Source organism: Okeanomitos corallinicola TIOX110 (assembly GCF_038050375.1).
Classification (GTDB): domain Bacteria; phylum Cyanobacteriota; class Cyanobacteriia; order Cyanobacteriales; family Nostocaceae; genus Okeanomitos; species Okeanomitos corallinicola.
Genome location: NZ_CP150886.1, coordinates 2,517,338 through 2,543,393, shown reverse-complemented (window position 1 = coordinate 2,543,393; position 26,056 = coordinate 2,517,338). Strand labels below are relative to the sequence as shown.

Annotated in this window: 21 protein-coding genes and 2 pseudogenes; 12 read left to right on the top strand and 11 right to left on the bottom strand. The window is 35.7% G+C overall.

The genetic code is table 11. The features are described 5' to 3' along the window. Positions 1-23: 23 nt before the first annotated feature. A complete protein-coding gene (locus tag WJM97_RS10965; RefSeq protein ID WP_353933052.1) occupies positions 24-1,892 on the bottom strand; it encodes a type IV secretion system DNA-binding domain-containing protein in 1,869 nt (622 codons plus the stop codon). A gap of 142 nt (positions 1,893-2,034) precedes the next feature. Between WJM97_RS10965 and WJM97_RS10960 the strand changes: the two genes are divergently transcribed. The 3 genes and pseudogenes from WJM97_RS10960 (at position 2,035) to WJM97_RS10950 (ending at position 3,739) form a co-directional block, all read left to right on the top strand. Next, positions 2,035-2,316, top strand: coding sequence for a type II toxin-antitoxin system Phd/YefM family antitoxin (locus WJM97_RS10960; RefSeq protein WP_353933051.1), 282 nt, complete (start codon positions 2,035-2,037; stop codon positions 2,314-2,316). A 54-nt stretch (positions 2,317-2,370) separates the two neighbouring features. Continuing rightward, a pseudogene (locus tag WJM97_RS10955) lies at positions 2,371-2,631 on the top strand (Txe/YoeB family addiction module toxin); the annotation flags it as partial. Positions 2,632-2,791: 160 nt separating this feature from the next. Further along, on the top strand, positions 2,792-3,739 hold the full coding sequence (locus WJM97_RS10950) for a DUF5895 domain-containing protein (RefSeq protein WP_353933050.1): 948 nt from the start codon (positions 2,792-2,794) through the stop codon (positions 3,737-3,739). A gap of 417 nt (positions 3,740-4,156) precedes the next feature. Here WJM97_RS10950 and WJM97_RS10945 read toward each other — a convergent pair whose 3' ends face one another. The 5 genes and pseudogenes from WJM97_RS10945 to WJM97_RS10925 all read right to left on the bottom strand — a co-directional run. After that, positions 4,157-4,471, bottom strand: a complete 315-nt coding sequence (locus WJM97_RS10945) for a hypothetical protein (protein ID WP_353933049.1) — start codon at positions 4,469-4,471, stop codon at positions 4,157-4,159. Positions 4,472-4,611: 140 nt separating this feature from the next. Continuing rightward, a complete protein-coding gene (locus WJM97_RS10940) occupies positions 4,612-5,157 on the bottom strand; it encodes a hypothetical protein (RefSeq protein ID WP_353933048.1) in 546 nt (181 codons plus the stop codon). A gap of 526 nt (positions 5,158-5,683) precedes the next feature. Beyond that, complete coding sequence (locus WJM97_RS10935) at positions 5,684-5,977, bottom strand: hypothetical protein (RefSeq protein ID WP_353933047.1); 294 nt, start codon at positions 5,975-5,977, stop codon at positions 5,684-5,686. A 67-nt stretch (positions 5,978-6,044) separates the two neighbouring features. Further along, a complete protein-coding gene (locus tag WJM97_RS10930; RefSeq protein ID WP_353933046.1) occupies positions 6,045-6,167 on the bottom strand; it encodes a hypothetical protein in 123 nt (40 codons plus the stop codon). A 19-nt stretch (positions 6,168-6,186) separates the two neighbouring features. After that, positions 6,187-6,809, bottom strand: a pseudogene (locus tag WJM97_RS10925) (ISKra4 family transposase); the annotation flags it as partial. Positions 6,810-6,941: 132 nt separating this feature from the next. On the opposite strand from WJM97_RS10925, the gene WJM97_RS10920 reads away from it, so the two are divergent. Next, on the top strand, positions 6,942-8,399 hold the full coding sequence (locus WJM97_RS10920; protein WP_353933045.1) for a DNA polymerase: 1,458 nt from the start codon (positions 6,942-6,944) through the stop codon (positions 8,397-8,399). A 321-nt stretch (positions 8,400-8,720) separates the two neighbouring features. On the opposite strand, the gene WJM97_RS10915 is transcribed toward WJM97_RS10920, so the two are convergent. Further along, the gene (locus WJM97_RS10915) at positions 8,721-9,545 is read right to left on the bottom strand and encodes a M90 family metallopeptidase (protein WP_353933044.1); all 825 of its coding nucleotides are present in this window, start codon (positions 9,543-9,545) and stop codon (positions 8,721-8,723) included. Between the two features lie 458 nt (positions 9,546-10,003). Beyond that, positions 10,004-10,795 (bottom strand): AAA family ATPase, encoded by a 792-nt coding sequence (locus WJM97_RS10910; RefSeq protein ID WP_353933043.1) that lies wholly within the window; start codon positions 10,793-10,795, stop codon positions 10,004-10,006. Positions 10,796-11,300: 505 nt separating this feature from the next. Here WJM97_RS10910 and WJM97_RS10905 point away from each other — a divergent pair. From WJM97_RS10905 to WJM97_RS10890, 4 genes are all read left to right on the top strand, one after another. Continuing rightward, the gene (locus WJM97_RS10905; protein WP_353933042.1) at positions 11,301-14,654 is read left to right on the top strand and encodes a DEAD/DEAH box helicase; all 3,354 of its coding nucleotides are present in this window, start codon (positions 11,301-11,303) and stop codon (positions 14,652-14,654) included. 256 nt (positions 14,655-14,910) lie between these two features. Then, entirely contained in the window at positions 14,911-15,426 is a 516-nt protein-coding gene (locus WJM97_RS10900; protein WP_353933041.1) for a hypothetical protein, read from the top strand. A 62-nt stretch (positions 15,427-15,488) separates the two neighbouring features. Then, a complete protein-coding gene (locus tag WJM97_RS10895; RefSeq protein ID WP_353933040.1) occupies positions 15,489-16,328 on the top strand; it encodes an SWIM zinc finger family protein in 840 nt (279 codons plus the stop codon). A gap of 554 nt (positions 16,329-16,882) precedes the next feature. Continuing rightward, complete coding sequence (locus WJM97_RS10890) at positions 16,883-17,488, top strand: hypothetical protein (protein WP_353933039.1); 606 nt, start codon at positions 16,883-16,885, stop codon at positions 17,486-17,488. Positions 17,489-18,045: 557 nt separating this feature from the next. On the opposite strand, the gene WJM97_RS10885 is transcribed toward WJM97_RS10890, so the two are convergent. Next, positions 18,046-18,603, bottom strand: coding sequence for a hypothetical protein (locus WJM97_RS10885; RefSeq protein ID WP_353933038.1), 558 nt, complete (start codon positions 18,601-18,603; stop codon positions 18,046-18,048). A 263-nt stretch (positions 18,604-18,866) separates the two neighbouring features. Between WJM97_RS10885 and WJM97_RS10880 the strand changes: the two genes are divergently transcribed. The 3 genes from WJM97_RS10880 (at position 18,867) to WJM97_RS10870 (ending at position 21,227) form a co-directional block, all read left to right on the top strand. Beyond that, positions 18,867-19,889, top strand: coding sequence for a hypothetical protein (locus WJM97_RS10880; protein ID WP_353933037.1), 1,023 nt, complete (start codon positions 18,867-18,869; stop codon positions 19,887-19,889). Between the two features lie 41 nt (positions 19,890-19,930). Then, the gene (locus WJM97_RS10875; RefSeq protein ID WP_353933036.1) at positions 19,931-20,107 is read left to right on the top strand and encodes a hypothetical protein; all 177 of its coding nucleotides are present in this window, start codon (positions 19,931-19,933) and stop codon (positions 20,105-20,107) included. 154 nt (positions 20,108-20,261) lie between these two features. Next, positions 20,262-21,227, top strand: coding sequence for a transposase (locus WJM97_RS10870; protein WP_353931436.1), 966 nt, complete (start codon positions 20,262-20,264; stop codon positions 21,225-21,227). A 35-nt stretch (positions 21,228-21,262) separates the two neighbouring features. Here WJM97_RS10870 and WJM97_RS10865 read toward each other — a convergent pair whose 3' ends face one another. Together WJM97_RS10865 and WJM97_RS10860 are read right to left on the bottom strand one after the other, a co-directional pair. Further along, positions 21,263-21,433 carry a hypothetical protein gene (locus WJM97_RS10865; protein WP_353933035.1) on the bottom strand — a complete coding sequence of 57 codons (171 nt, stop codon included), beginning with the start codon at positions 21,431-21,433 and terminating at the stop codon, positions 21,263-21,265. 329 nt (positions 21,434-21,762) lie between these two features. After that, positions 21,763-22,158: a tetratricopeptide repeat protein gene (locus WJM97_RS10860; protein WP_353933150.1), complete on the bottom strand. Its 396-nt coding sequence runs from the start codon at positions 22,156-22,158 to the stop codon at positions 21,763-21,765. Between the two features lie 169 nt (positions 22,159-22,327). On the opposite strand from WJM97_RS10860, the gene WJM97_RS10855 reads away from it, so the two are divergent. Then, a complete protein-coding gene (locus WJM97_RS10855; RefSeq protein WP_353933034.1) occupies positions 22,328-26,056 on the top strand; it encodes a hypothetical protein in 3,729 nt (1,242 codons plus the stop codon).

The window sequence follows — 26,056 nt, the reverse complement described above, 5'->3', positions numbered from 1 at the left end:
GTGCTTTGTAAAGCTAACAAATTTTATCCTTGTAATCCCGGTGTTTGATAAACTCGTGGTACAAAATTCTCCAACACATCAGGTTCTTGATGATTATTAGACTCCTGTACTGTCGCCACATCTTCCTCTGGTAATGGCAACATCCGTCCTGCTTCCTCAATGCGGTCATACAATGCCTGTGTCAACATTTTAATATCAGGAATTGTCACCTGACTTTCTAACGCCAGTCTCACTTGTTTATCCCAAAGATTCTCACTTTCTTTAGCTCGTTTTTCATCTGTTTTCGACACAGGAATAATTAAAGGATAAGGAATAGATGCTTGTCCCCCTGAACCGTAACCAGGACTGGTAATTACACATTTACCTTGGGGAAATTTGAGAATTTCATCGGCACTGATAACAGGCATTTTTTGTAAATTCTCACTCCAGCTAATTGAACGGCTCATTTGTCCACCAAGAGTTCGCCCTGTGGTACGATTTTTAATTAATACTTCCTTTTCACCATAGCGTTTTGAGTAATCCTCTGCCGTTTTGTAGTTACCAGGATTGAATAAAACATGGGTACTGCAAGCTGAAGCAATGGCACTCCCCATTTTATCCCCATAAATATCATAAAGCTGCTCTAAACTTTGAATACCCAAGATAAAACAAGCCCCATTAGAACGATATTCATTAATCCATTGTGGTAGCCTATCCAGTTTAATTGATGGTAATTCATCCAAAGAAATAATCAACGGGTCTTTCCGGGGACGGCTTAAATTACCGACAATCATTAAGTGCATTGCAGCTGCTAACAGGGGACCGACCACACTGCGGCGTTCATCATCCAGCTTAAACACTACCATTTCTCTACCTTCTAGCTGGGTAGGAATATCCGATTTACCGATGAATGCCCGCAGTAAATCAGCTTGAATAAAAGATGAGAAAGTACCTGCGGCGGTGGTTAAAATCCCGGAAACAGTCTTTTCTGCGTCCTTAGCACTCAAAAATTGAATAAATGAAGTTGCTACCCATTCATCTAAGCGTTTAGACTGTACCGCATGATCAAGACGTTGTACCAATTTTGGCAACCGCAACACTGCATACAACATCGCCATATCTGGGTAAGGTGAACCCTTGACTAACTGTAATAATGCTTTTGCTAACAAGTCACCGGCTTTAGCAAAAAATTCGTCGCTTTTACCACCACTAGCAGCATTGCGGTTAATGACTTGACCAATTTCCCCAGCCATCACCCCATCGCGTGCATCACGCATATAATCAAGGGGATTGATAACGCCGCTAAATGCTTCACCGGGGGCAAATACTCGCACTTTATAACCGTACCTTGCAGCTAAAGGTGCGTGGAGTCGCATTTGGTCGCCTTTTTTATCGTAAAGTATAATCGGAAACCCTTGCTGCATTGCACTTTCTAGCATCCTGTCTATAGTTGAGTAAGTTTTCCCAGAACCCGGCGCACCTATTACCAGTGTTCCCCGTTCGGCATGAGGAAACCAAACTGTAGGTGCAGCACCCAGAATGGTTTGCAGGTTAGCAATAGGCGATCGCCACTTACCTTTTGCCCAATAACGGGGTGTACCAGACCAAAGGGTAACTTTATTGTGTTTGTGTTCTTTAATTTGTTTAAGTGCGAGGTTAGTAGCTGCTAGTTTTTCGCTGATACCGCAGACTTTACCAGTGGTGATTTTACCTTTACCAGTACCACTGATTTGTAGCAGAATTAGGACTACCAGTAGTCCACCTATCATTGTCCAGCCTTGGGGATTGTTGTACTGTTGCAGGAATTTACTGAAGTCAATACTGGCTAGTGTGGGTTGGTAGGATGGTACTTCAAATAATGTCGAGTTAGCACTGATATGGCTGTTTGGTAGATTTTTCTGGTAAAAGTTCATAGCGGTTGAGTATGGGTTTACCAGCAATTTTAGTTACCAAGCCAAAGTTAGGGTATTGACCTTCTGGATATTTTTTTTGACAGAGATAAGCTTCCTCTTTAAATGTTGTACAATATAGTTGTACAACTTCTTAAAAAAGAGAATGTTAAACAAAGAAACCACTTACTCTCAAGCAAGGTTGAATTTAGCAACTATCTTAGATCAGGTGTGTGATCAACGGGAAATTGTAGTAATTAAACGTCGTAATCAGAAAAATGTGGCGTTAATTGCAGAAGATGAACTTTCCAGTTTATTAGAGTGTGTTTATTTATTAAGATCACCTGAAAATGCTAAACGTTTATTTCGGGCTTTAGAATGGACACAAACAGCAATGGAAACTCCTCAAACATTGGCTGAGTTAAAAGAGGAGTTAGGAATTGAATAATAAAAAAAAAAGCCAGATACTCATAATCAAGAAAAAGAATTATCTGGTTATTTTCCTGTTTTCAGTCCTGATTTTAAAGCAGATTTAGCTTGGTGGTATAATCATGATAGAAAAAAAGGGGATAAGATATTAGATTTAGTAGCGGATATTCTTGACGGTCAACCGTTTACAGGCTTAGGTAAACCTGAACCTCTTAAATATATTGCTCCTGATACTTGGTCACGACGCATTGATTTAGAACATCGTTTGGTTTATAAAGTAACACAAAATAAAGTTTATTTTTTACAAGCTCGTTATCATTATGAATCAGATTAAAATCAAAACATAGTATGCTAAACAAAAAACACAAAATTATTCCTGGAAGTGCCGTTGCGGCAATATCAAACTTGAAATCACACAGAGCATTAAGCAAACTCAATAACTAAATTTAGAGGCTAACGCCTCAGACATTGGACAATCATATTTATACAGTCCAATGGTTAAATCAAGAACTACAAACAACTCTCATCGCCCTAATCAATCTAGCACCAAAACCACTGCTTCTCAACCTAAAACTTCAAAAGCCAAACCAAATGACACGGATGCTTATGACTTTGAAGGAGAAGAATTTGAAATAGACCCAGAACTATTTGATGATAATTATAACCAAGTTCGTAAACCACTTCTTCCCTATGGCATTGTTGTTAACGATAAACCTGCTGGACTTTTGATTCCAGAAGACCAATTAGAAAAAGCTGGTTGGATAGAAATGCCAACAGAAGATGACTTAACTACTGTTACTTTAACTGAAGATGTTACCGGATTATTAATTACTGAAGGTCGGTTACTGGTTTTAGGTTTTGCACCAGAATATATCCGCTATAAATCAGACGTGGAAGATGTGGGTGGTTCGTTGGTTGGTCTTTATGATGACTACAGAAATAGTCTGGATAAAAGAACAATGGATGTCTGTTCAGAACACGCAATTATGTTTCTGAATGACAAAAACAAACCATTACATACTACTCCTGTTGTAGTCCGATTCAAGAATGTAGCTCTCTGGAGTTTTAAATCAGTGCGTGAGGAGTTTTATCGTTCATTAGAGAAAACCTTTGCTGATTATTTCCAAGTGCAATTTAGCGGTAAAAGCGATAAATGGCGGAGTTTAGGTGTACTGGAAGTTGAGTTTAAAGCACTTAAAGAAGGTGAAGGTAAGAATAAACATAATTGCTGTAAAACAGTAGCTTATACTAAACCTACAGTTGATAATTTCCCCCAACTGTATTTAGGTAAACCCGCAGCTAAAAGTTTAGTTTGGCAACAACATGATGCGATTGCAGGTTTTAATGAACCACAATCTCTACCTGCTTTACCAGGAGAATCAACTTCTGTTGAGGTGGAAGTGTTACCACCAAACAAGAATAAGAACCTATCCCTTGCTTGAAGCATTACTGCTCTCTGAGCAATCACTGAGCCTGTCTCTACATCATTTTTCAAAGTAGATATGCCAGATGAAATTTGGCTTTCTAGGGCTTGTTTTGTGGCAGCTAGTTCATCCTTGGTTTTTTTGAGTTCTGTGCTTAGACTGTCAATCTCAGAAGACTTAGTTAAGAACTCAAGCCGCGCATCTTCTAACTTCTTAATTGCTTCTTCGGCAGCCTGTAGTGGTGTTAGCGACATTGAAAATTGACTCCATAAATTTATCAGTTATGCTGCGTTTTCACCGATTGCACACTTGATCACATTCAAACATTCCCGCTTGGTCAATTCCAATGACTTGTTAGACATCTTAGTCATTATCTTAGTAACATAGCATTGACGATTTACAGTAGGTAGCCGTAAGACAGTGTGGTGGATTGACCTAATAGTTATCTCCAATAATCTCTAATACTGCACCAATGATTGCTCCTATGATTCCTCCCCCTAAAGAGAACTTAATAATCACATTAACTTCTCCGGTAAACATCCAACTAAGCACTGTAGCGACTACAGTTGAAACTAGAGGAGGTATCGTAAATCTAGGATAATTCTCTACAAGCCAAACAATACTACTGATGATGCCAATCACTATAACCAAAGGTATTGCCAATATTATTAGTAAGATCGTGGGGTCGCCAGCCATCAGCCTAGGCGATGACAACTCGTTTATCAGATCCTGAAAAGATGTTTTCTTCATATAAATTGACGAGATTGTATAAGTTTTGATTGTGTAGCCTAACAGTGAAATTGCGCGGCTGAAAGTAACCTTTGCAACACAACCAAGATTCCTCAACAGTCAAATCTGACAGAGTGTTATGCTGCGTTGCTGTCCACAGATTACTCTGCCTCTGCTTCAAGAAAACCTTTGATGGCTTCAACAGGAACACTCACCGATGGATGATTAAAAATTGCCTTAAGAGTTTCAATGCCGTCTTCCTTTTCACTGTTAGTAAGCGATTGGTTGGTAGATGGAGAATCAATCCGTTGATTGTAGAGCTTATACGTTTGAGTCAAGTTGTCTTGCTCTTCTAACTTCCCAAGAAGAGTTTTCAATCTCCGAAGCTGAGGAGTTTCACAGCAAACATAAACATTAATATTGTTAATAATTTGGCTGCCTTGTTGAATAACTGAATTGGAAATATCTTCAGCAGAAAAATTAACTGTTGTAATAACTGCTGTAGCTTCTGATGACCTATGTTTAATGTTTAACTCAATACGACTGTATAGTAGCCAGCGGTCTTGTTGAGAGCGCATTGCAGCAAGACAAGCTCCAGCTTCCATACGCTGAAAATACTGTCCCTGACCACTAATCATTTTCTGCATGGGGGTTAGTGGCTTCTGGATGAAATTAGGTAAGCGGATAGGACGAGGATTAAACTGCATAAGAAACTTAGGTGATTTCTGAAATTTTCTAGACAGGTAGTCGGGATCTCCCGAATTTATGGTTAAAACAGTAGCTTAAGCTACAAAAAACTCGAACCATAAAAGTGTAGCATTATATACTAGACAATATCAGTCCTACTTATAAGCATAAAGCCAGAAGAGTTGTTGGTTATACATTGCCCTAAAGGGTTATACAGACTTATCCAACTGTTATAACTACACCACATTAAAATGTCACGTCGCCTGGATAGTTTTTCGGCAACTAATTCTGAAAACTAACAGACCATCCTGCTGTACTGATGTTCCGAAGGTTGAGCGGCATAACGCCGCATAACCATTTATTATACGGAAACTTTCCGTATAATCTTTTTCTAAATCCTAATATATCAAGCATTACAGCTACCTTCTTTCTGGATATACGGAAAACTGCTTTTTAAACCCCTATTTTGGATATTATACAGAATTTTTCCGTATATTCACCCTTCACGGGAGGATTATATGGAATTTTTCCGTGTATCCCTTGGCGTTATAATGTGCAAGGATTAATTTGACTTGTTACTGTACTACTTTGACTAAGATTACCTTTCACCTCTCTATTTGCACCTGTTGGTGTAGAAGTAGTATTAACACTCTGCTCATTCCCACTGTCTAAATTGCCTACAAACATCAATGCATTCACCTGATAACTGAAAAACGGAATTGGACCGATAAAATAAGGTGTACAACCCATCCTCCAAGCACAAAAACGAAAATATAAAGCAGTATCTACGGTATCTGTGGTTTCATCTGCTTCCATCACCACCACTTTAAAAGGGAGCATCCCAATTTTGCAAAAATAGAGAGAGAAAAAGAATTCGCGATAAATTCTCGCGAATAAATAGGGGGTCTCAATCTTGCGCCTCTTCCTCCTCCTGTTCCAACCCAGAACGAATATCGAGAAGACACTCATCCAGAGTATCAATGATTCTCTGTAATTCTTCCCAAACAGAGCGTCGAAAAACCGACATCACAGCATCAATATGCTCAGTATGTTTTACCGATGTTTTGACTATTAACCCAGTTGGTGAGGGAAAGATTATCCTGAAAGAATGCTCCGTAATATATTCCTTGTAATCTGCCTGTTTTATACTCTTTCCAGTACGCTGGTTTTCCTTGCTCTTGTGAGCGGATTCTGACTTTTCCGCCATCTAGACAGACTTCTGTTAATTTCTGTTTGACATTCGGTGGGGATGTATCCAATTTATGTACTTGACGATGATAGGTGCTATGACCTACTTCTATTCCGGTCATTACCTTGAGGTCTTGTTCTGCATTTTGGAATGATTCATTGGCTGCTAGTAATAAACAGCACTTTTCTAGTAATGGGCTAAACCTCCTATATGGCTCAATTCCCATTCTTGCGGCTTGTTGTTTGGTGATGATTATTTTCCCCAGACAACTTCTTATGGTTCGGCTGCGTCCTCTTGTTGTTCCCGTCTTTTCTCCGACAAAAAAAAGGCGATTTTCGGGCTGACGTGTTCTAATACTTGGTCTCTGACGGCTGTTTCGATTCCTTCAAAGGTTTCTATTTTTTCTGGTGGCGTGTTTTTATACAGGATTTTGGCGATGGCTTTTACGTGTGCATCTAGTTCTTTTTTCTCTTCTGGTGTCATTGGCCTTTCTACTGGGGATGGAACACTTTTCAATTGTCGCGAATTTTTGTGTTTATGTACAGTCCCCCGCTTTATTCGCGAGTTTATCTCGCGAATATTCTTGCCTTCTCCCTATCTCTTTGCAAAATTGGGATGCTCCCGCAAATCTCTGGACGTTTCTTTGATACTCAACTTGCTTACCAAGTTTTAAATGCTGGCATTAAAACCAGTGCTTCTTTAGAAAATGTCACTCGTAAACTGTTACGTATCCAAATAGATAAAACCTTACAAACTAGCAATTGGCATCAATCTCTGACTCCAGAACAATTACAATATGCTGCTCTAGATGCAGCTATTTTACTCGACATTTACCCGATTTTAGTCAAGAAATTAAAACAGGCTCATTTGCTGAAAATTGCCCAACTTGAATTTCATTGTCTGCCTGTTGTTGCTCAAATGGAACTCAATGGAATGTTGTTTGATGTGTCTCAATGGCATAAATTAGGTACAAAGTTAGAAGCTGATAAAATAACTGCACTTCAACAACTTAAACAATTGCGTTTGGTGGGTAAATCTCAATTATCTCTGTTACCAGAATTGACTGATACTGTTAATCCTAATTCTTCCCAACAAGTTTTAGCTGCTTTCCAAACTATGGGTATTCCAGTACAGTCAACTAATCAAAAAGATTTAGTGCCTTTAGTTGAGCAATATCCTATTATTAAGGCTCTTTTGGACTATCGTCACCTTGCTAAAATTACTGCCACTTTTACTGATAGTTTACCTAAACATATTCACCCAAAAACTGGGAGAATTCACCCTAATTACTATCAATTAGGGGCAAGGTCTGGAAGATTTTCCTGTCGTCAACCACCTTTACAAACTATTCCCCGTGATGCTGCTGCTAGAAGTTGTTTTATTGCAGCACCTAACTATCAAATACTTAAAGCTGATTATTCGCAAATTGAGTTAAGAATTGTGGCGCGTTTGAGTGGTGATGCTAAGATGCGCCAAGCATACCGTCAAGGTGCTGATTTACACAAACTGACTGCTGCTTTGGTAACTGGTAAGCTGATCACGGAGGTGACAGAGGAAGACCGCAGACTGGCTAAAGCGATTAATTTTGGGCTGATTTACGGTATGGGTGCTGCTAAACTTCGCATCTATGCTGAAACTAAGTATGGTGTGACTATGACACTGGAGTCGGCGAAGGCTTTTAGAAAGCGGTTTTTTGATGCTTATTCTGGTGTGACTAGGTGGCATGAAACGATTAAGAAAGCATATTTGCGGGGTGTGAAAGAAAGCCGGACTTTGGCAGGGAGAAGACGGAGATGGGCTGATAAACCAAGGTTGGCTGAAATGCTCAATCATCCTGTGCAGGGGTTAAATGCTGATATTAATAAGTTGGCTATGGTGAAGCTTGTTAAGCCGTTAAGTAGGACTAATGCCAGGTTGATTTGTGTTGTTCATGATGAAATTGTGCTGGAATGTCCAGGAAATGAGATTGAACAGGTAAGCAGGATTTTACACAGATGTATGGTTGCTGCGGCTGAAAAGTTTCTGAATCCTGTGCCTGTGGTGGTGGATGTTAGTGTGGGTGATAGCTGGTAAATTCTGTGACTAGCTGAAAGAAAGTTAGTTTTTCAGTAATTATTCAGCTATTAGTAATCAGCCTATAGTATCAAACCAAGAAAAAAGATTCAGGAACATTAATTTCAGAAATTTACACTTTCCTCCTTTGTTCTCATTCTTTGAATATTTCATGATGGCTACTTCAATAATGGACAATTGACAATGACCTCTACCTTAAAGTCAGAGAATTGAAAAAGCGCATTTTTTTGTTTTTTCCCTTGAAAGGGGAGGTTTTAAACCTTGAATTAAACAATTATCAACTGTCAATTGTTAATTATCAATTGATAATAGTAGCCTAAATCATTTCCACTGCACAGGATCTAATTGATAATAAGATTGTAATTGCTGATAAACCCCCGGATAATGAGATAACAATTGGTGTGGTTTTTCAAAGAAAGTTTCAGTCGCCACAGCAAAAAATTCTGCGGGATTTGTTGCACCATAACTATCTATGACATTATTTACACCTTGGAGAACATCATTACAAAGTTGTTGATATGCTTCGCTCATCACTTTAGCCCAAATTGGATAATCTGAACTGTGTTTTAAAATCGGCACACCTTCAGCTTTTCCATCTTCTTGATCTAACTGATGGGCAAATTCATGCAGAATAACATTATGTCCATCCTGCCAATTAAGGGTGTCCTGTTTTATCTGTTCCCAAGATAATATTACCTGATCTCTTGTCCACGATTCTCCTAGTCTTGCTACACGCCTTTCTTCAACAACATAATTATCAATAGCAGTCGTTTCCTTAACAATATAAGCACTAGGATAAACCAAAATTGAACGCAGTTTAGGGAAGTATTCTCCTCGTTCATTAAGTAGAAGTAAACAGGCAACAGCAGCAATGATTATTTTCATCTCTTCTGTTACCTGTAATTCTCTACAGCCAATAAATTGCTTTTCTGTTAAAAATACTTGAATATGTCCTTGTAGTCGCTTTCTTTCATCAGGAACAAGATAGAGATATATTGGCAAATTATTTTCAATAATGGCATTCCAAAGGGGAGGAAAAGAACGACCTTTGAGACGGTTTCTTCTCCTTTTACTGAGAATGGGATTAATTAAAATTAGAGTAACAATTAGCCCGATGATAACAAAAATAATTATTGTTTCAATCATTGATTGTTGGTAGCATTACTGCTTTTTTTGATGAAAATCTAAAATCATATATAGGAATCATATAGGAATCCGGTTTGATTTCTGAATTTTCCTACGTAGGAAGGCAAGAGGATTAGAAAATATTAAGGTGTACCGAGTTTTGTATGGCTACGCCACGCAAGCTATCAAAAATCAAATAGGAGTCCTATATTTGATTATTGGAAACACTCCGTACACTTCCCATATTCACTTTCTACACAGATAATTTCACAAATCAAATACCAGTTCTATATTAGCTAAATTGTTGGGAGCATCCCAATTTTGAAAAAATAACCGCAACAACACCAAAAACTCTCTTTTTCCTTCTTCCCTTCGTGTCCTTCGTGTCTTCGTGGTTCGTTCATTTCACGTCTTGAACTCAAGTAAAAAATAAACTTACACATTTGGGATGCTCCCAAATTGTTGAGGATAAACCCAGCTTATTCAAATAGCTCCTGGTGCTGATAAGCAAACCGTGAAACATCTTCACTCGACACGGGTTGAGCGTAAATAGCCTGATTGCGAATAGCTTGCATCTGCTCAGATTCTCGTTCCATCGCCGGGGTAAAATGCGATCGCTGTCTTAGTAAATCCTCAAACTCAATTCGCCCTGGTTTACCTTGAGCAAAAGCCCTTTCAGCACAACGACGCACAGCATTACCAATTTCTGCGGGAGTACAAATCCTATATTCAGTCAATAACCTGCGCCATTGCTCATCACTCCAAGGCGAATCATTACCTCGAAAAGCTGGAAAATACCTAGCTAAATGCAAATTAAAAACTTCGTATCTTGCCCCCTCATGGGGTAAATCTACAAAAAACACATCATCAAAACGACGTACCAATTCAGCAGGTAGCATTTCCAAGCGGTTAATAGTAGCAACGGTATAAACAGGCTCTTGATGCTCCTGCATCCAAGTTAACAACGCCGCAGATAAACGCCGTGCCACACCTCCATCTGCATTCGAGTCCCAGCCAGCAAAACCCTTATCAAAATCATCCCAGTAGAGAACACAGGGAGCAAGGGATGTTACCAAAGCGATAAACTCCTTTAAAGCTCGATCAGGATGAGGACTACCTAATAGTACACCCCAATTAGCTGCTAACAATGGCAAGCCCATTTTCTTAGCTGCTAACTTAGCCGATAAACTTTTACCTGTTCCTGGTGGTCCCCATAACAGCATTCCCGTGGGAAACTTCAAGTTATATTTTTGTGCTTCTGGTTGCAACAAACAGGTAATCGTTTCTAACCGTTTTGAGAGTAAATCTAAACCCCCGGCTGAAGGTACATCAGGTAGGGCAATACAGCGCTTCCCGTTGTAATGAGGTACACTTGATTTAAATATTGAAAGTATAGGTATAGGAAAAGGATAAGATCGATAGACTGTAACTCATAGCTTCGGAAACTGCTGTAAATTATCCTATTATCAAAACAACTTTTTTCCCACCTGCTCCCTGCTGTCTTAAAGATTGATATTTTTTGATTTGGAAGTCCCTTAGAGATTGCTAAAATGGCGTAAACTGTTTTCAAAATGAGAATTGCTGTCCTAATTATGACCTTTCAAGTGTAGACTGTACCTGATAACTATGACTGAAGTTCCAACACCCTAACGTCATACTTCGGTGAACAGAAACCGCTACAAGTACACAAAATTTAATATTTGGTAGTAAAATTATCGCCAAATTCATGTATGCTAAACATGAAAATTTATAGTCAAAAATAATCAGAATAAAGCTATGAAAATCCTTCATGGCACTTGGATACCCAACCCAAAAACCGACTTTGTGCAGTCAGGTTCATTTTATCTGTGGGTAGAAACGCCTGTATTAAAAAAGAAACGTAACCCTAAACAACAGATTCATCCTGGACATCTGGACAAAGACGAATTATTACAATTTTTAGGACAGGAATTAGGAATTAAAGAACCATTACCAACCTTAAAAGAACGCATATCTACAAAATATTTTGCACTGCCAACCGCTAATAATCAACCTTTACCCTCACCAGAACTAATTAAATATTTAGAAATAGAAATTCCTGAAGAATACACAGATTTTCAATATTGGCAAGTATGTTGTTATAAAACTTTAAGCTCCTTAAAAGGTGATATTACCTCAGCAATTAATATTATCAAACTGCTCAACGATATTCATTTTTTAACAATCAATAACCTGAGTGAAATTCAACTTGGTTCAGACTTATTATTTTGGTATCACTATACCCAATCATTCAAACAAATAATTCTCAAAGATCAATATATTCCCACCCTCAAATACAAACCATTAGAATTAAATAAACCCACAGGTAAAACTAAACCAAACAGACTACTTCCCCCTACATTTGAAATTTATGCCGGGTGGGAAATAATTTCCGAACAGTATGAAGCTAGTATTCAGAAATATATTGAATATATGCCATTAATTTGTGTAGCAGGTTCAACTATAGAAAATGAAAACATTGAGTTTTATAACCAAGAAACCCTATTAAGACACTTTTCTGAATATATCCTCAATAACATAGTTATTCATACACCCTTAACAGCCGCCTTTGATAAAAAAATTACAGATTCCTTAGTTTACCATTGTTTTTCTCGTTCACATTTTACCCGATATGTAACCTTAGCAGAATATCATCAATGGCAGACATGGAAAAGTAAAATTACCCGTTCCCAATCAGAACTACCTTTTTATCTGTGTTTTCAACTTAATTCACCTGCTGCTGACCAAATAGATAACTGGGAAATGCAGTTTTTAGTATCTAGTAAACAAGACCCTTCTTTAAAGTTAGCTTTAGCAGATTATTGGTCAATGAGTTCAAAAACAAAAACAGGTGTACAAAAACAATATGGTAGTAACTTTGAAACTAACTTGTTATTAAATTTAGGATATGCAGCACGGATGTATCCCCAATTATGGCAAGGATTAGAAACAGATACTCCAGTAGGAATGAAATTAACATTAGAATCAGCATTTGCATTTTTACAAGAAAGTGCTTGGGTGTTAGAAGATGCAGGTTTTAAAATTACCGTTCCTGCTTGGTATACCCCTGCTGGTCGTCGTCGTGCTAAACTGAGATTGAAAGCTTCTGGTAATAGTCGTTCTGCAACTAAAGGAGAAAACAAAAGTTATTTTGGTTTAAATTCTTTGGTGCAATATGAATATGAATTAGCAATTGGAGAGGAAGTTGTTACGAAACAAGAATGGGAACAATTAATTAATGCTAAAGCACCCTTAGTGCATTTTCGTGGTCAGTGGATGGAATTAGACCGGGATAAAATGCAGCAATTACTAGAATTTTGGCAATCTCAAGGTGAAAAAAAACCAGAGATGTCTGTTTTAGAATTTTTACAATGGAATGCAGAAGTTGGGGAAGATTGGGATATTGAACATGATGAAATTTTGTCAGATATGATGGTAAAACTACAGGATAAAAGTAGATTAGAACCAATTTCTGACCAATTAAATTTGCAAGGTAATTTACGAGAATATCAAAAACGTGGTGTTGCTTGGTTAGAATATTTGGAACGGTTGGGTTTAAATGGTTGTTTAGCAGATGATATGGGTTTAGGGAAGTCGGTACAGGTAATTGCTAGACTTGTGCAGGAGAGAGAATTGTTTTCTATTGAAGGGGAGATAGAAAAAATAGAAGATAGGAAAAATAAGAAATCTCAAAAAGATAGAGGAAATGAAAGATATCAGCAAGAGTCGCTTTCTATTGACGGGGAGATAGAAAAAATAGAAGATAGGGAAAATAAAAAGGATAAAAAAGGTGGAGAGAATGTCAATAGTTTGCAAACATCTGTGTTACCGACATTATTAATTGCACCGACATCTGTGGTTGGTAACTGGAAACAGGAAATTGCGAAATTTGCACCTCATCTTCAGAGTATGATACATCATGGGAGCGATCGCATCCAAACTGTTCCCGAATTCAAAACAGCTTGTCAACAACACGATGTTATCATTACCTCCTTTACCCTAGCACGCAAAGATGAAAAACTCCTGCAAAGTGTAAAATGGCAAAGAATTGTCTTAGATGAAGCACAAAATATCAAAAATCCTAAAGCTGCACAAACCAAAGCTATCCTCAAACTTGCAGCTAAACACAGACTAGCTTTAACAGGAACTCCTGTAGAAAACAGATTGTTAGATTTATGGTCAATTTTTAATTTTTTGAATCCTGGTTATTTAGGTAAAGAAGCACAGTTTCGTAAAGCTTTTGAAGTTCCGATTCAAAAAGATAATGATAGAATCAAATCAACTACCCTGAAGAAATTAGTTGAACCTTTGATTTTACGTCGGGTGAAAACTGATAAATCTATTATTAACGATTTACCAGATAAAGTTGAACAAAAACTCTACACTAATTTAACTAAAGAACAAGCATCTTTATATGAGGTAGTTGTCAAAGATGTAGAAGAGAAATTACAAACAGTAGAGGGAATTCAACGCAAAGGTTTAATTTTGTCAACCTTGATGAAATTAAAGCAAATTTGTAATCATCCGGCTCAATTTTTACAAGATAACAGTGATTTTTCAACAGAACGTTCTCATAAACTCAGTCGTTTAGTAGAAATGATAGAGGAAGCTGTTTCGGAAGGGGAAAGTTTACTGATATTTAGTCAATTTACAGAAGTTTGCGAACAAATTGAAAAACATATTAAACATAATTTACATTGTAACACCTACTATCTGCATGGTGGGACAAATCGTAAACGTCGGGAACAGATGATAACTGAATTTCAAGACCCAGATACAGAACCATCTGTATTTATCTTATCATTAAAAGCAGGAGGTGTAGGGATTACTTTAACCAAAGCGAATCACGTTTTTCATTTTGATAGATGGTGGAATCCCGCAGTGGAAAATCAAGCCACAGATAGAGCTTTTCGGATTGGACAACAAAAGAATGTATTTGTACATAAATTTGTAGCAATGGGTACTTTAGAGGAGAAAATTGATCAAATGATAGAAGATAAGAAAAAACTTTCTGCATCTGTAGTTGGTAATGATGAATCTTGGTTAACAGAATTAGATAACGAGGCTTTCAAACAACTAATTTCTTTAAATAAAAGTGCAATTTTGGAGTAAAATAAGTAGTAGTAAATAAATTGTATATTTATGAAAGGGAACAGGGAACGAGAAACGTAAGCATTCAGCCGTTAGCTATATACGTGAAATATTGAAATACAAAGAGTGAAAATAGACAGATGCAGATCACATTCCTGAAATTACAATTTCTGAATCTTTGTTATTGCTGTAAAAAGCTGATTACTGTTAGCGTTAGGTTGCCGTATGACTTCTACATTGTCACACAAGCTATAGGAGTTAGCTGAATACTTACCAGGTGGCCGCCGAAAAAAAATTGCTCTCCGACTTTGTGCAATCGTATAAAAATAGAGTTGCAACAAAAGTGCTACTGACGACTACAGGAAATATGGACACTAAGAAACACTTCCAGTTGCTTGTATACAGCTTTATTACTTGGCTCATTTTTTACATAATTGGACTTCCCGACTATTACCAGCAATGGTACTTTTGGGCAAAAATTGTGGTTTGTGTCTTCGTCACACTCATCTATTTTCCGATTACGCAATATACCCTCAAAAAGTATTGGACTGACAGCAAGCATTTGGTCAACTCGTGTTGGCTGGCCCTATACCTAACACTTCCGCTTTTTGTATATGACTATCTGCTGCTGGCTGTTTATAAGGGGCTTGGAATCGGGTTTGTTATTCCATACTGGTATTTGACGTTCTTCTACTTCTCTTTCTGGATTCAATTTCCTCTTGTCGGTTGGTGGATGCAAACAGTATCACAGTATCCGTATCTCGGTGGCCACCCTTACCGGAAAACAGATTAAGAAATACAGAGCTTTTTGTTGGTTCTGAAAATGTTAAATTAATTTTATTCAGGTGCTTAATTATGGGTAAATTTAGTCGGACATGGTGGGGAGATCGCTTTATTCAAGCATTAGAAAATTTTACTGATGATAATCGGTTAAAAAGAGGTCGTTCTTATGCTAATAATGGTAAGGTTTTAAACTTTGAAGTTAAGCAAAATCATATCACTGCCAAGGTTAGAGGTTCAATAAATCCTTACTTTGGTGTGTATAAAGAACCTACTTACCATATTCATATTGAGATTAAAGCTATAGATAAAAGTAGTTGGAATCAAGTTATTGATAAACTATCATCTAAAGCTAGTATTATTTCTAGATTGTTGTTGAATGAAGTTCCAGAAAATATTGAAGATACTTTTCAAGAATTGGGATTAAATTTATTACCTCATAGTAGTAAAGATTTTCAAACTAACTGTTCCTGTCCAGATTATGCGAATCCCTGCAAACATATTGCTGGAGTTTATTATTTAGTTGCTTCTCGATTAGATAAAAATCCATTTCTATTATTTGAATTACGGGGATTATCAAAGGACGAACTTCATAAAAAACTAGCTAATTCTAACTTAGGTAAAGCACTGGTACAGGAATTAAATCCCCAGGAATTTAGATTAGAACCTGCTTCTTCCTTTTATACTCAGCTAGAAAAACAATCTGTGGATGAAAAGCCAAGTGTGCGAGAATTTTGGTTAGGGAAAAAGCGTTTACCTCAAACCATAGAAGTACCTAATTCTAGTGGTGTGTCAGCAATTCTTGTGAAGAAACAGGGAGATTTTCCAGCTTTTTGGCACAAAGATAATTCGTTTATTGAAACAATGGAGGAATTTTATCAACGGGTGAAAACCAAAAATAAAAGTTTGATTTAGCTGTTCTTAGGTACTTTTTATGGGAGCATCCCAAATGTGTAAAAATAAAACCCGTCATTACGAGCGGAATGAAATGGAGGGAAGTAATCGCATATTAAGACTTTGAGATTGCTTCATTACGCTACGCTCCATTCGCAATGACTACTTATCATTTTTGTGAATTTGCAAAATTGGGATGCTCCCCTTTTTATTGGGAGTATCCCAAATGTGTAAAAATAAAATCTGTCATTACGTTCACGAAGTGTAGCTTTAGCTTTGCGGAATGAAATGGAGTGTATCGTTCAACCGAAAGCTCCGCTAACGCAATGACAACTAATAATTTTGGTAAATTTGCAAAATTGGGATGCTCCCTTTTAATTTAATCAGGAATTACACAAAATCTACTTCAAATAGTGTCATTGCGACGAAAGGAAGCAATCTCAGAACCTAACATTTAAAATGCCTAAGTCCTACTAATAACTCGTATTTTTATACTCTGTGGTTAATTCTCTAATGAATTTCGTGCATCTTGATACAAAATTGGTATAACGTTATAAAAATAGGATAAAAATCAAATGTCATACAGCCAATTTACCCTGGAACAAATTAAATCTGAATTTGGGATAACTTTATCTGAACAAATCGGCTTCTTCTCCGCAATTCCTGAACGAAAATATAGTCAGTTACTGTCAGAAACACTAGAATATAACGTTCCTTTAGCTCTATCTATTAACTCCGAAAAATCTCGTTCAGAAATGATAGTTACACCAATATTAATTGAAATTAGAAAACAATTAACCAATCAAATAAGTTTATTTTCAGGTAAAGATTTTAATGTAGATCCAGAAAGGGGTTTAACTGGATTTTGTGATTTTCTGATTAGTAAATCTTCTGAACAATTAATTATCGAAGCACCTATAATTACTTTGGTAGAAGCGAAGAATGATAACATAGAATCAGGTTTAGCTCAATGTATGGCAGAAATGATTGCTGCTCAGTTATTTAATCAACGTCACAATCAAGAAATTAATACAATTTATGGAGTTATCACTACAGGAAGTATTTGGAAATTTATGCAATTACAAGAAACAACTATTACTATTGATTTGAATGAATACTTTTTAGTTAATATAGGTAAAATAATTGGCATTCTCATTAATTTTTTAGGCTCAAGAGACTAGATATGGCTTGCTGTAAAGCCTTTTGGGTATGGCTGCGCTGAGAAGTTTGGCGTAAGCCATAAAAGTGATCCGTGGAAGCAGAGCGCAGGGGGATCTCACAAGGGTAGGTATTTTACATTGTCGTGAGAGCAAGACTTGGTAGGCAAGTTCAGGGGGTGACAAGTAGGTTGAAAGAAATATAAATAAAGGGTTTGGGCTGATAAAACCTCAATAAAATATAGTATTTATTTAGAATCAGATATCAATTTATTAAGTTTTTATTCCTTCGTAAACCCTAAAGAAACTAATACCAATTCTGTATAAAGATGCGCCAAATTCATTAGGATATTAACCGCAGAGGTAACAGAGGAGGAAAATACAAGTCGCAAAATTAAGCGCAGCCTCATAAAGAAATGGTATAAGATAATTATCTGCTTGATAGTAGAGTTCATGATCAAAAAACCCCACACCCCACACCCTATAACCTGTCTAAACTTCAGCTTCTTTATCGCACCCTGAAAAGGAAAGAATCAGGGTTTGACAACCATTTTTCAGAGTCTGATATAAGAGGGATAAAACTACCTTCCAACTCCTAAGTCAGCGTAAATGAAAATTTCCACAGCTAAGACTATTAAAAGGATAAACTCCACAATACACAAAATATTAATAGCTAAAGGCGGCTGTGAGACTAAAAACCAAAAAGCAAGCAATGCAACTATACCAGATAAAACAAAAGTAATCTCATCAACGATTAATTGCTCTATCTTGCGTCGAAAACGTCGCTTATCACTTCTATGGGCTATTTCCCAACCAAATATAGATTCTATGTCTGCATTACCAGTTAGTTCTTGAATTTTATTGACAAGGGTATAACGAATGTATCTTCCGATAGCTGAGATTTTTTCGTCGTTGACCAGATAAGCCCAACCAAGGATAAGACAAACCCAAGGAATAACTAGGAGTGCGTAGTTGTTGTTGTTGTTTTTACCAGATAGGGCAAAAGAGAGAATACCACCAAATACACCCAGCGTTACATACAGCATATTATCGCGAAAACCTATTCGCTGTGCTTGTTCTTCCTTTAGTTTTTCATATTCGTGAAGGTATACTTCCAGGATTTGTTCCTTATCACTCATAAGTTAACTAGTAGTTTTAAATGTAACATTGATAATTTAGCGCCATTTGCATCTGCGCGATCGCCTAACAATAGTTTAGTCCTTGGAAACCAAAAAAGTTGAAAAACCTTTGAACACTTGAAAAAACTGGATGAAGATCATTCTTGACCTAGATTGAGGTATAAATTAAAGAGCAATATCTTGTCATTAAGCTCCAGTTACTTAATAGCACCTTAACTTCGATGCAAATTGAAATGCAATCTTACATATTTTAAAACTTTTCAATGCTAGGGTTTAATTTTTATGAAATGGCACAGTTACGAGAAATTTTGGAAGAACATTTTGCGGCTCGTAGTAGTCAGTATTTAAAGTCTCTCATGTCTAATTGTAATCTTCAAGATCAACTAAATTTAAACTATAATTGTCCACCAAAAGAATTTGTGGAAATCTTTTTGGCTGAAGCTACGACAACTTATAACTATAATGGTGATGGGAAACAATTAAATTTAATTATATTTTTAAAGTATTTCAAGTTTAAAGTAGTAGATGATGAACAGGAATTCATCGAAAACTTAATTGCTAAATCCAGCCAAAGAGAAAATTTAGAATCTCCACTCAGACGCAAAGATTACAATGATTTACTGGCTAAGAATAGACAAGCAAAACCACAAATAACATCCAGAGTAGAAGCAGTGAGAATTGATAAAGAAGTTATAGTTGGTTATGATTTAGAAACTTTAGCTCCTGAGTTTACACAACGAGTTGGTTATGAAGGAATATTTACCTTTACCATTAGTGGTTATGATACGACTATTCTTCAAGACTATATAATTGAGAGGATGTTACGGGATCTAAAACATAAGACTGAGCGACCTAACAGAAAAATTGATGTTCGTCTCTATCCATCTGATATATTAACAGGAGGACAGATAATAGAATCGAAACTGAAAAATTGTAATCAATGTCAAAATATTTTAGATTTATTTCTTCCAGAAACTTGTCTGGATATTGTATTAGTTATATGGTTATATAATATCCCAGAAACAAATCGAGAACAGATGGAATCTGTGGCTATTGAGTTTTGCGAAAAAAGTAGATTAGAAGTAGATTCTTATATCAACAAAAAGAGCCGTTCTTTTGTAATTATTTTTGCTCATGTTGGATTTGAACACCCTATAAATGGTTTAACAAGTCTTACTATTCCCAAAGAATTTGAAACTACGAGTTTATTACAGTGGTTTCGAGGATATTGCCCATCTAGTGCCAATGTTTTCTTTGGACAGAGAAGGTTTAAACGATACAGTTAAAATTTTGCAGGGACATCCATTTCCACCAGGAGTTGGGTTAGATGATTAAAACTTTGGAAGCAGTTATTAGAAGGCAATGGCTACCTCCTGAATTTGCTGTTCGGGAAGTAGTAGCTTTTGAGCGACACTTTGGCATGAAGCACTTATGGTTAGCTTGTCATGCAGCCCTACCTTTATTTCTGACTCCAGAGTTAGTCAATTTAATTCATATTAATTAGGACTTACGCATTGACAGAATAATAAAATAGTGCATTGATAAATATGGGTCGTCTAGTAATGGGTGTGGGAGAATGAGAGAAATTACTAAACCCTTGCTACGCAACGCTAACGCGAACGACAGCACAATGCAATCTAGACATCTACACCTTATTTTTGCTGTCAGAGCCAAAGTATGGAGGGTGCAGTAGGTTAGCAGAGATATTGGGAAATGTTTCACATGATAGTGTAAACCGCTTTTTATTGAGAGAGAGATACGAACCCAAAGATTTATTCAAAATAATAGAGAAAATAATTAACCTAGAAGGAGGAATATTAAGTGTAGATGACACGGTTATAGAAAAGATTTACAGCGACCCCAAAAATGCCGAATTAATCGGTTATTTTTGGTCAGGAAAAGCCCATAAAACTATTATTGGCTTAAATTTAATCACTTTATATTACAGTGATATTAATGGTAATTCAGTCCCAATTAATTACAGAATATATGATAAAAAGGAGGGAAAAACAAAAAACGATTATTTTAGAGAAATGGTAAGTGAAATAATAAGCTGGGGAGTCAAACCCAGAATGGTAACAGGAGATAGTTGGTATTCTGGAGTAGAAAACTTGAAGTTTCTAAAAAACCAGAAATTGGGGTTTTTATTCGGAATTGAAAAAAATAGAACTGTTTCAAACGAGCCACATAAGTATTGTCAGGTCAGCACTCTGGCTATTTCTGAAGAAGGATTAAGGACTCATCTGAAAGAATTTGGATTTATAAAGTTGTTTAGGAAAGACTTTAAAAAAGAAGACTCTAGACATTATATTTTATATCTGCCAGATGAGGAGAAAATCAAAGACATAACTAGAAGTACCTTCGTCACAATTCATGATACCCATTGGGGTATTGAAACATTTCATCGAGCCATAAAACAAGTATGTGGAATTTGTCGGTTCATGGTTAGAGATACCTGTGCAATCAAAACTCACATATTTTGTTCACTTCAAGCTTTTGTGAAATTGGAGTTTATGCGCTCTGAAAAAATAATTAGCAATTGGTATGAAGTACAGAGGAATCTGTTTACTTCTGTTGTCCGTGAACACATTTTTGCTAACCTTGACAAGAATGCCATTGTCTAGACTGCATAAATGATATTTTTGTCAATGCGTAAGTCCTAGTAACATAAAAAGGCTTGTTCATAGTCACCTTGAGAGTAATAAGCACTACCTAAATTCATGAGTAGTTGTGCTTGTTTATGGTGATCATTTACAGCTTTTGCTTGCTTTAAATCTAGGAGAAGTTTCTCAATTTTAGAAAGATTATTGTCTGAGATTGATTTTGACATTTATTTTTAATAAATACACAACCAATTAATTATGGCTCTATAATGAGTACGTTTCCAACGGGGTTTTATATTTTTTATGCTAGATGGATCAATTGATAGTTTTTTAAGAAGGGAATCACCTGAAGGTAAGATATCAGTTAAACTATCTTGGTTATTTCTTGTAGTTGAATTGCTCATAATTAATAATTGTTATGTTGGAAATATTTAACTAATTGTTGAAAACTTTGTGACAAAGGAAGGTTTAATACCAAATCCGGTTGCCACGCCCCCCGAACGATTAAGCCTCAAAATCATGATATTGCGTTAAATTCCGGTATTTTTTTAGGGGGTTATGAGAACCGGATTTGGTATAATTTTGTGTGCAGATTTAAACCTTGTTTGCAATATTCTTTAGCAGAATTGTGATTATTTAATTGACAATAAAGCATTGCTAAATTCTCCAAAATATAAACTTCTGTAGAATAGTTCTCAATATCTCTACAAATGCCTAAAGCAGCTTTTAAGTTTTCTTCAGCTTCTCGATATTGTTGCATTTTTGCAAAAGTAACTCCTAGATTACACAAAGCTTCGGCTTCACCTTTACGATCTTGTAATTCCTGCATAATATTTAAACTTTGCTTGTGGTATTCTATTATATTGTCATATTGTTCTAAACCACTGTAAGCTTGAGCTAGACTACCTAACACTTGTGTTTCTATTTCAAGATTTATGTTTTCTTTTGCTATTCTTAAACTTTCTTGACAATATTTAATCGCTTTTTTAAATTTCTTTTCTTGACATAGACTGACAAATCAGAGACTTTTATCTACATCAACTATAATTATAAAAATTAAGCAAGATTTATTCATTATGGGTTTTGGAGCAGCTAGTGCAGAGGAAGTATATCGTTATGCTTTGAGGTTAGATGAACCACATCGTACTCTTACGGATAGATTTGGCTTTAGTCTTGTTTTTGTCAATGATGGTTCACCAGTGTGTATGGAGTTTATACAACGTTATTTTGTGGACTTATGCCACCGAACAGCAGATCGCATTCGTTTTATCTTTTTTTCTGATATTGATAAGGAAGAATTTGAAAATGATGTTAGAAGGAAGTTGGCAAGGGGTGATATGAGGGGCAATATAACTTCGCTCCAAATTATTCTTGGAATGCTTCCTTGGGGAAGACGCAGATATCATTATTGGGAAGATGATTATCCTGAAAGGGGAATATGGGATGAATTGCGACCTAGAGGATTTCGACCTGTTCATTCCCCTGAACGAACATTCAATGATTTAAACAGAAAAATCGGAGAATATTCGGCTGTGCCAGGAGTTTATGAAGCACATCGTTTTGCTCAAAGACTGGGTATAGGTCGTCATGTTCCCTGTATTGTGGCATTTAATGATATTGGTTCTCTCTCAGTTGATGTAATGCCAATTGGAAAAATGTCATCTGATGAAATTTACTACCATGTTAGAGAATGGGTTGACAGCTTTTATGAGGAAAATCAGAGAATTTTTCATTATTTGTCAGAAGTTGAAAGAAATATAGAACAGCTACAGAAAAAGTCAAGAATACCACTGCGGAAAATTAATGAATGGCAATATCGGTGTAAAGACTCTTGGAAAGAGTTAATGATTATTGCTAATGCTATTTTTGAAGTTTCATCAATTAAGAAAAATGACAGAGTTGACTTTGTTAATCTGATAGAAAAGTATAGGAAAGATTACAAGTTTCCGAGTGAAGTTATTAGAGAATTTGAAAAAAAATATAATAATTGGTTTAATCTCAAAATTTTAGATACTCTCTTATATGTTGAAGAAACTTTAGTTGATACTGTTAGTTTTGAAGTGCTACATAAAACCTTGAGTCAGATTGTTAAAGAAAACAATTTTTATCAAGAATATTGTCCTGAAATTATAAAGCAGAAAAATATAATTCATGAACGATATTTAATAATAGAAAAAGTAGAAGGGCGTGTTTCAGAATATTTATATTGGTGGAAAAAACGAAAAATAGAACGACCAAGTTCTAAAGAATTTAAAAAAGCAAGAAGGCAATGGCTACATCTCATAGATCAATCTTTTAAAGAGACTGGATTTCGTACAGAATTAAAATATGTTTTTGATTTTGTTCGTCAGCTACCTTTGTCAGTTAAACCATCTAAAGCTGCTGAGTTAGCTTGGATTGAATATTCTCATTATTGCAAAGTTGATCCTGATAATCAAGAATGGCTTATTGTAAAAGATGATTTTATGAGTATCATAATAAATTATGTTAATATAATTCAGAGAGGATGTCCAGAATGGTTGATAAAAAATAATGTTAATCTCACAATTTATGATGCAATTCCTTTAAACAATGAACCCGGAAGTGATGGCAATATTGATAATTTACCGAAAGAACATCCATTACTAATTGTTCTTTTAAAAAATCCTGAAAGTATAAAGAAAGGCAATCAGATAATTACTGAACAAAGTCATATTCAATGTTTACACGCTCTTAGAGAATCAATTAAAAGATATACATTAAATAATGATGAATTTCATCAGATGCGTTCTGAATTTATTAATATTCTTCAGAAATATCGAAATCAATTAGAAGCTAAAGTCAATGAAATACAAAAAGAAGTCCTTTCATTAGGTTTATTAAAAAAACAAATCACTTTTGAAGAAGTTCAAAAACTTAGAATTGAAATGGATAAATATCAAGCTATTGTAAATCAATTTGTTTATACCCATAAAGCTGATCCTGAAGTTATTAATGTACCCATATCTCAACCTTTAGTAGAAGCTTGTGGTTTTAATTCTCAAGATTTAGCTGAACACAATAGAAAATCAAAAGATATTAATAGTCTCAAACAAGAAGTTGATTCTACTCCAAAAGAAGAACAGGAAAATTTAGAAAAGTGGCAACAGTTTACGGAAACAGTTAAAAGATATTCTCCACAATATGCTTTATCCTATGCGTTAAGAGAAACAATCCCTCAAGCTAAACTTGAAAAAGCTTTTAACTTATCAGAACAAGATACTGCAAAACAAAGTATTTTTACCAAAGATGTAATAACTATAATTCAAGAAGCATTTAAAAATCCTGAAACCATAAATCTTGAAGAAAATATTGGCACTTTATTAAGAGAGGGTAATATTATTCTACCATTACTCAAATTAAATGAAAGTGATTTAACTAAAGTTGTCAAGGTACTTTCTCAAGATACAGATAATTTTTCTCTAAAATTTGCTGAAAAAACACGCCCTGTTGAACAAATTTTGATTTTAATTGGTGCAGATGTTATTCCAGCACTAAACTATATTAACCAAATTAACAATAATACAATGGTCAATTCACAAACTCAAATCTTCTCTAATTTAGAACAAGATGATATTATTCAACTCGAATCATCTTTAAATCAAATATTTAGAAATATTGATTCTATAGGAGCAAAAAAAAGTCTTCTTAGTAACGCAGGAGTTAATAATTATTTTATTGATGCTCTTGATTTTAATTTAGGTATTAGTGAATTTATTACTAGCTTAGTCGCAAGGTTTAAAGAATATAAAGTCTCTAGTCAAAAACCTAATTATCATCCTCTAATTAGCTTTTTAGAATATATTACAAAAGAACCAGAAAAGTATAATTTAGATGACAAAGATTTACAAATATTCAATATAGTTATAACTTTTGGTAAACAGAAAATAGGAACATTATCAACAGAAAATTTGCAAAGTAAAACTAACTTAATTATTTCTAAGATAGGTAATTCAGAACCCGTTATTGGCATAATTACAGCATTACCAAAAGAATATGTAGCAGTTAAAACTGTATTTGGACAAGGGCGAGATGTTAAGGAAAAAGGAGCAGGGGCAGGGCGAAGATATTGGTTAACAGATATTGCTGATAGTGAAGGCACTCCTCAAACAGTAGCCGTAACTTTAGCTGATATGGGTAACAATATTGCTGCTGTTCGAGCAACTAATATGTTGAATCATTATCCTACTGTCAAATCAATTATTATGTGTGGTATTGCTGGCGGTGTACCACATCCTACCAAAGTGGAAGATCATGTACGTTTAGGTGATATTGTTGTTTCTAATAAAAAAGGAATTGTACAGTACGATTTTGATAAAGAGTCTCAAAAATTTACAGAAATTCGTGCTATGCCAATTGCTGCAAGTGCAGAGTTAATCGAAGCTGCCAGATATTTGCGTAGTAATGAAATGTTAGGACAAAGCCCCTGGGAAGATATTATCATCAAAGCGCTGCAAAAGCTAAATTGGCAACTTCCTTCTCCAGAAACAGATATACTTTATTCTTCTGAGGAAACCGATGAGATAATTTCCCATCCAGAAGATTCAGAAAGACGAAAAGATCAACCTAGAATTTTATTAGGTGCAATTGGTTCAGCAAATAAACTCCTTAAAAATCCTCAAAAACGTGATTTATTAAGGGATCAATTTGGAGTTAAAGCTATTGAAATGGAAGGATCAGGTGTTGCTGATGCTACTTGGAATCATGGTATAGGTTATCTTGTAGTTCGTGGTATTTGTGATTATTGTGATGAACATAAATCTGATACTTGGCAACAATATGCAGCCGTTACAGCAGCAGCTTATGTACGTACTTTATTAAGTTCAATGTGA

Excerpts from the sequence above, each read along its gene's own strand:
- WJM97_RS10865 (WP_353933035.1), bottom strand. The coding sequence starts at position 21,433 with ATGTCAAAATCAATCTCAGACAATAATCTTTCTAAAATTGAGAAACTT.
- WJM97_RS10890 (WP_353933039.1), top strand. The coding sequence starts at position 16,883 with ATGTCATACAGCCAATTTACCCTGGAACAAATTAAATCTGAATTTGGG.
- WJM97_RS10895 (WP_353933040.1), top strand. The coding sequence starts at position 15,489 with ATGGGTAAATTTAGTCGGACATGGTGGGGAGATCGCTTTATTCAAGCA.
- WJM97_RS10915 (WP_353933044.1), bottom strand. The coding sequence starts at position 9,545 with ATGATTGAAACAATAATTATTTTTGTTATCATCGGGCTAATTGTTACT.
- WJM97_RS10880 (WP_353933037.1), top strand. The coding sequence starts at position 18,867 with ATGCTAGGGTTTAATTTTTATGAAATGGCACAGTTACGAGAAATTTTG.
- WJM97_RS10875 (WP_353933036.1), top strand. The coding sequence starts at position 19,931 with ATGATTAAAACTTTGGAAGCAGTTATTAGAAGGCAATGGCTACCTCCT.
- WJM97_RS10905 (WP_353933042.1), top strand. The coding sequence starts at position 11,301 with ATGAAAATCCTTCATGGCACTTGGATACCCAACCCAAAAACCGACTTT.
- WJM97_RS10885 (WP_353933038.1), bottom strand. The coding sequence starts at position 18,603 with ATGAGTGATAAGGAACAAATCCTGGAAGTATACCTTCACGAATATGAA.
- WJM97_RS10945 (WP_353933049.1), bottom strand. The coding sequence starts at position 4,471 with ATGAAGAAAACATCTTTTCAGGATCTGATAAACGAGTTGTCATCGCCT.
- WJM97_RS10935 (WP_353933047.1), bottom strand. The coding sequence starts at position 5,977 with ATGCTCCCTTTTAAAGTGGTGGTGATGGAAGCAGATGAAACCACAGAT.
- WJM97_RS10965 (WP_353933052.1), bottom strand. The coding sequence starts at position 1,892 with ATGAACTTTTACCAGAAAAATCTACCAAACAGCCATATCAGTGCTAAC.
- WJM97_RS10940 (WP_353933048.1), bottom strand. The coding sequence starts at position 5,157 with ATGCAGTTTAATCCTCGTCCTATCCGCTTACCTAATTTCATCCAGAAG.
- WJM97_RS10920 (WP_353933045.1), top strand. The coding sequence starts at position 6,942 with ATGCTCCCGCAAATCTCTGGACGTTTCTTTGATACTCAACTTGCTTAC.
- WJM97_RS10960 (WP_353933051.1), top strand. The coding sequence starts at position 2,035 with ATGTTAAACAAAGAAACCACTTACTCTCAAGCAAGGTTGAATTTAGCA.
- WJM97_RS10950 (WP_353933050.1), top strand. The coding sequence starts at position 2,792 with ATGGTTAAATCAAGAACTACAAACAACTCTCATCGCCCTAATCAATCT.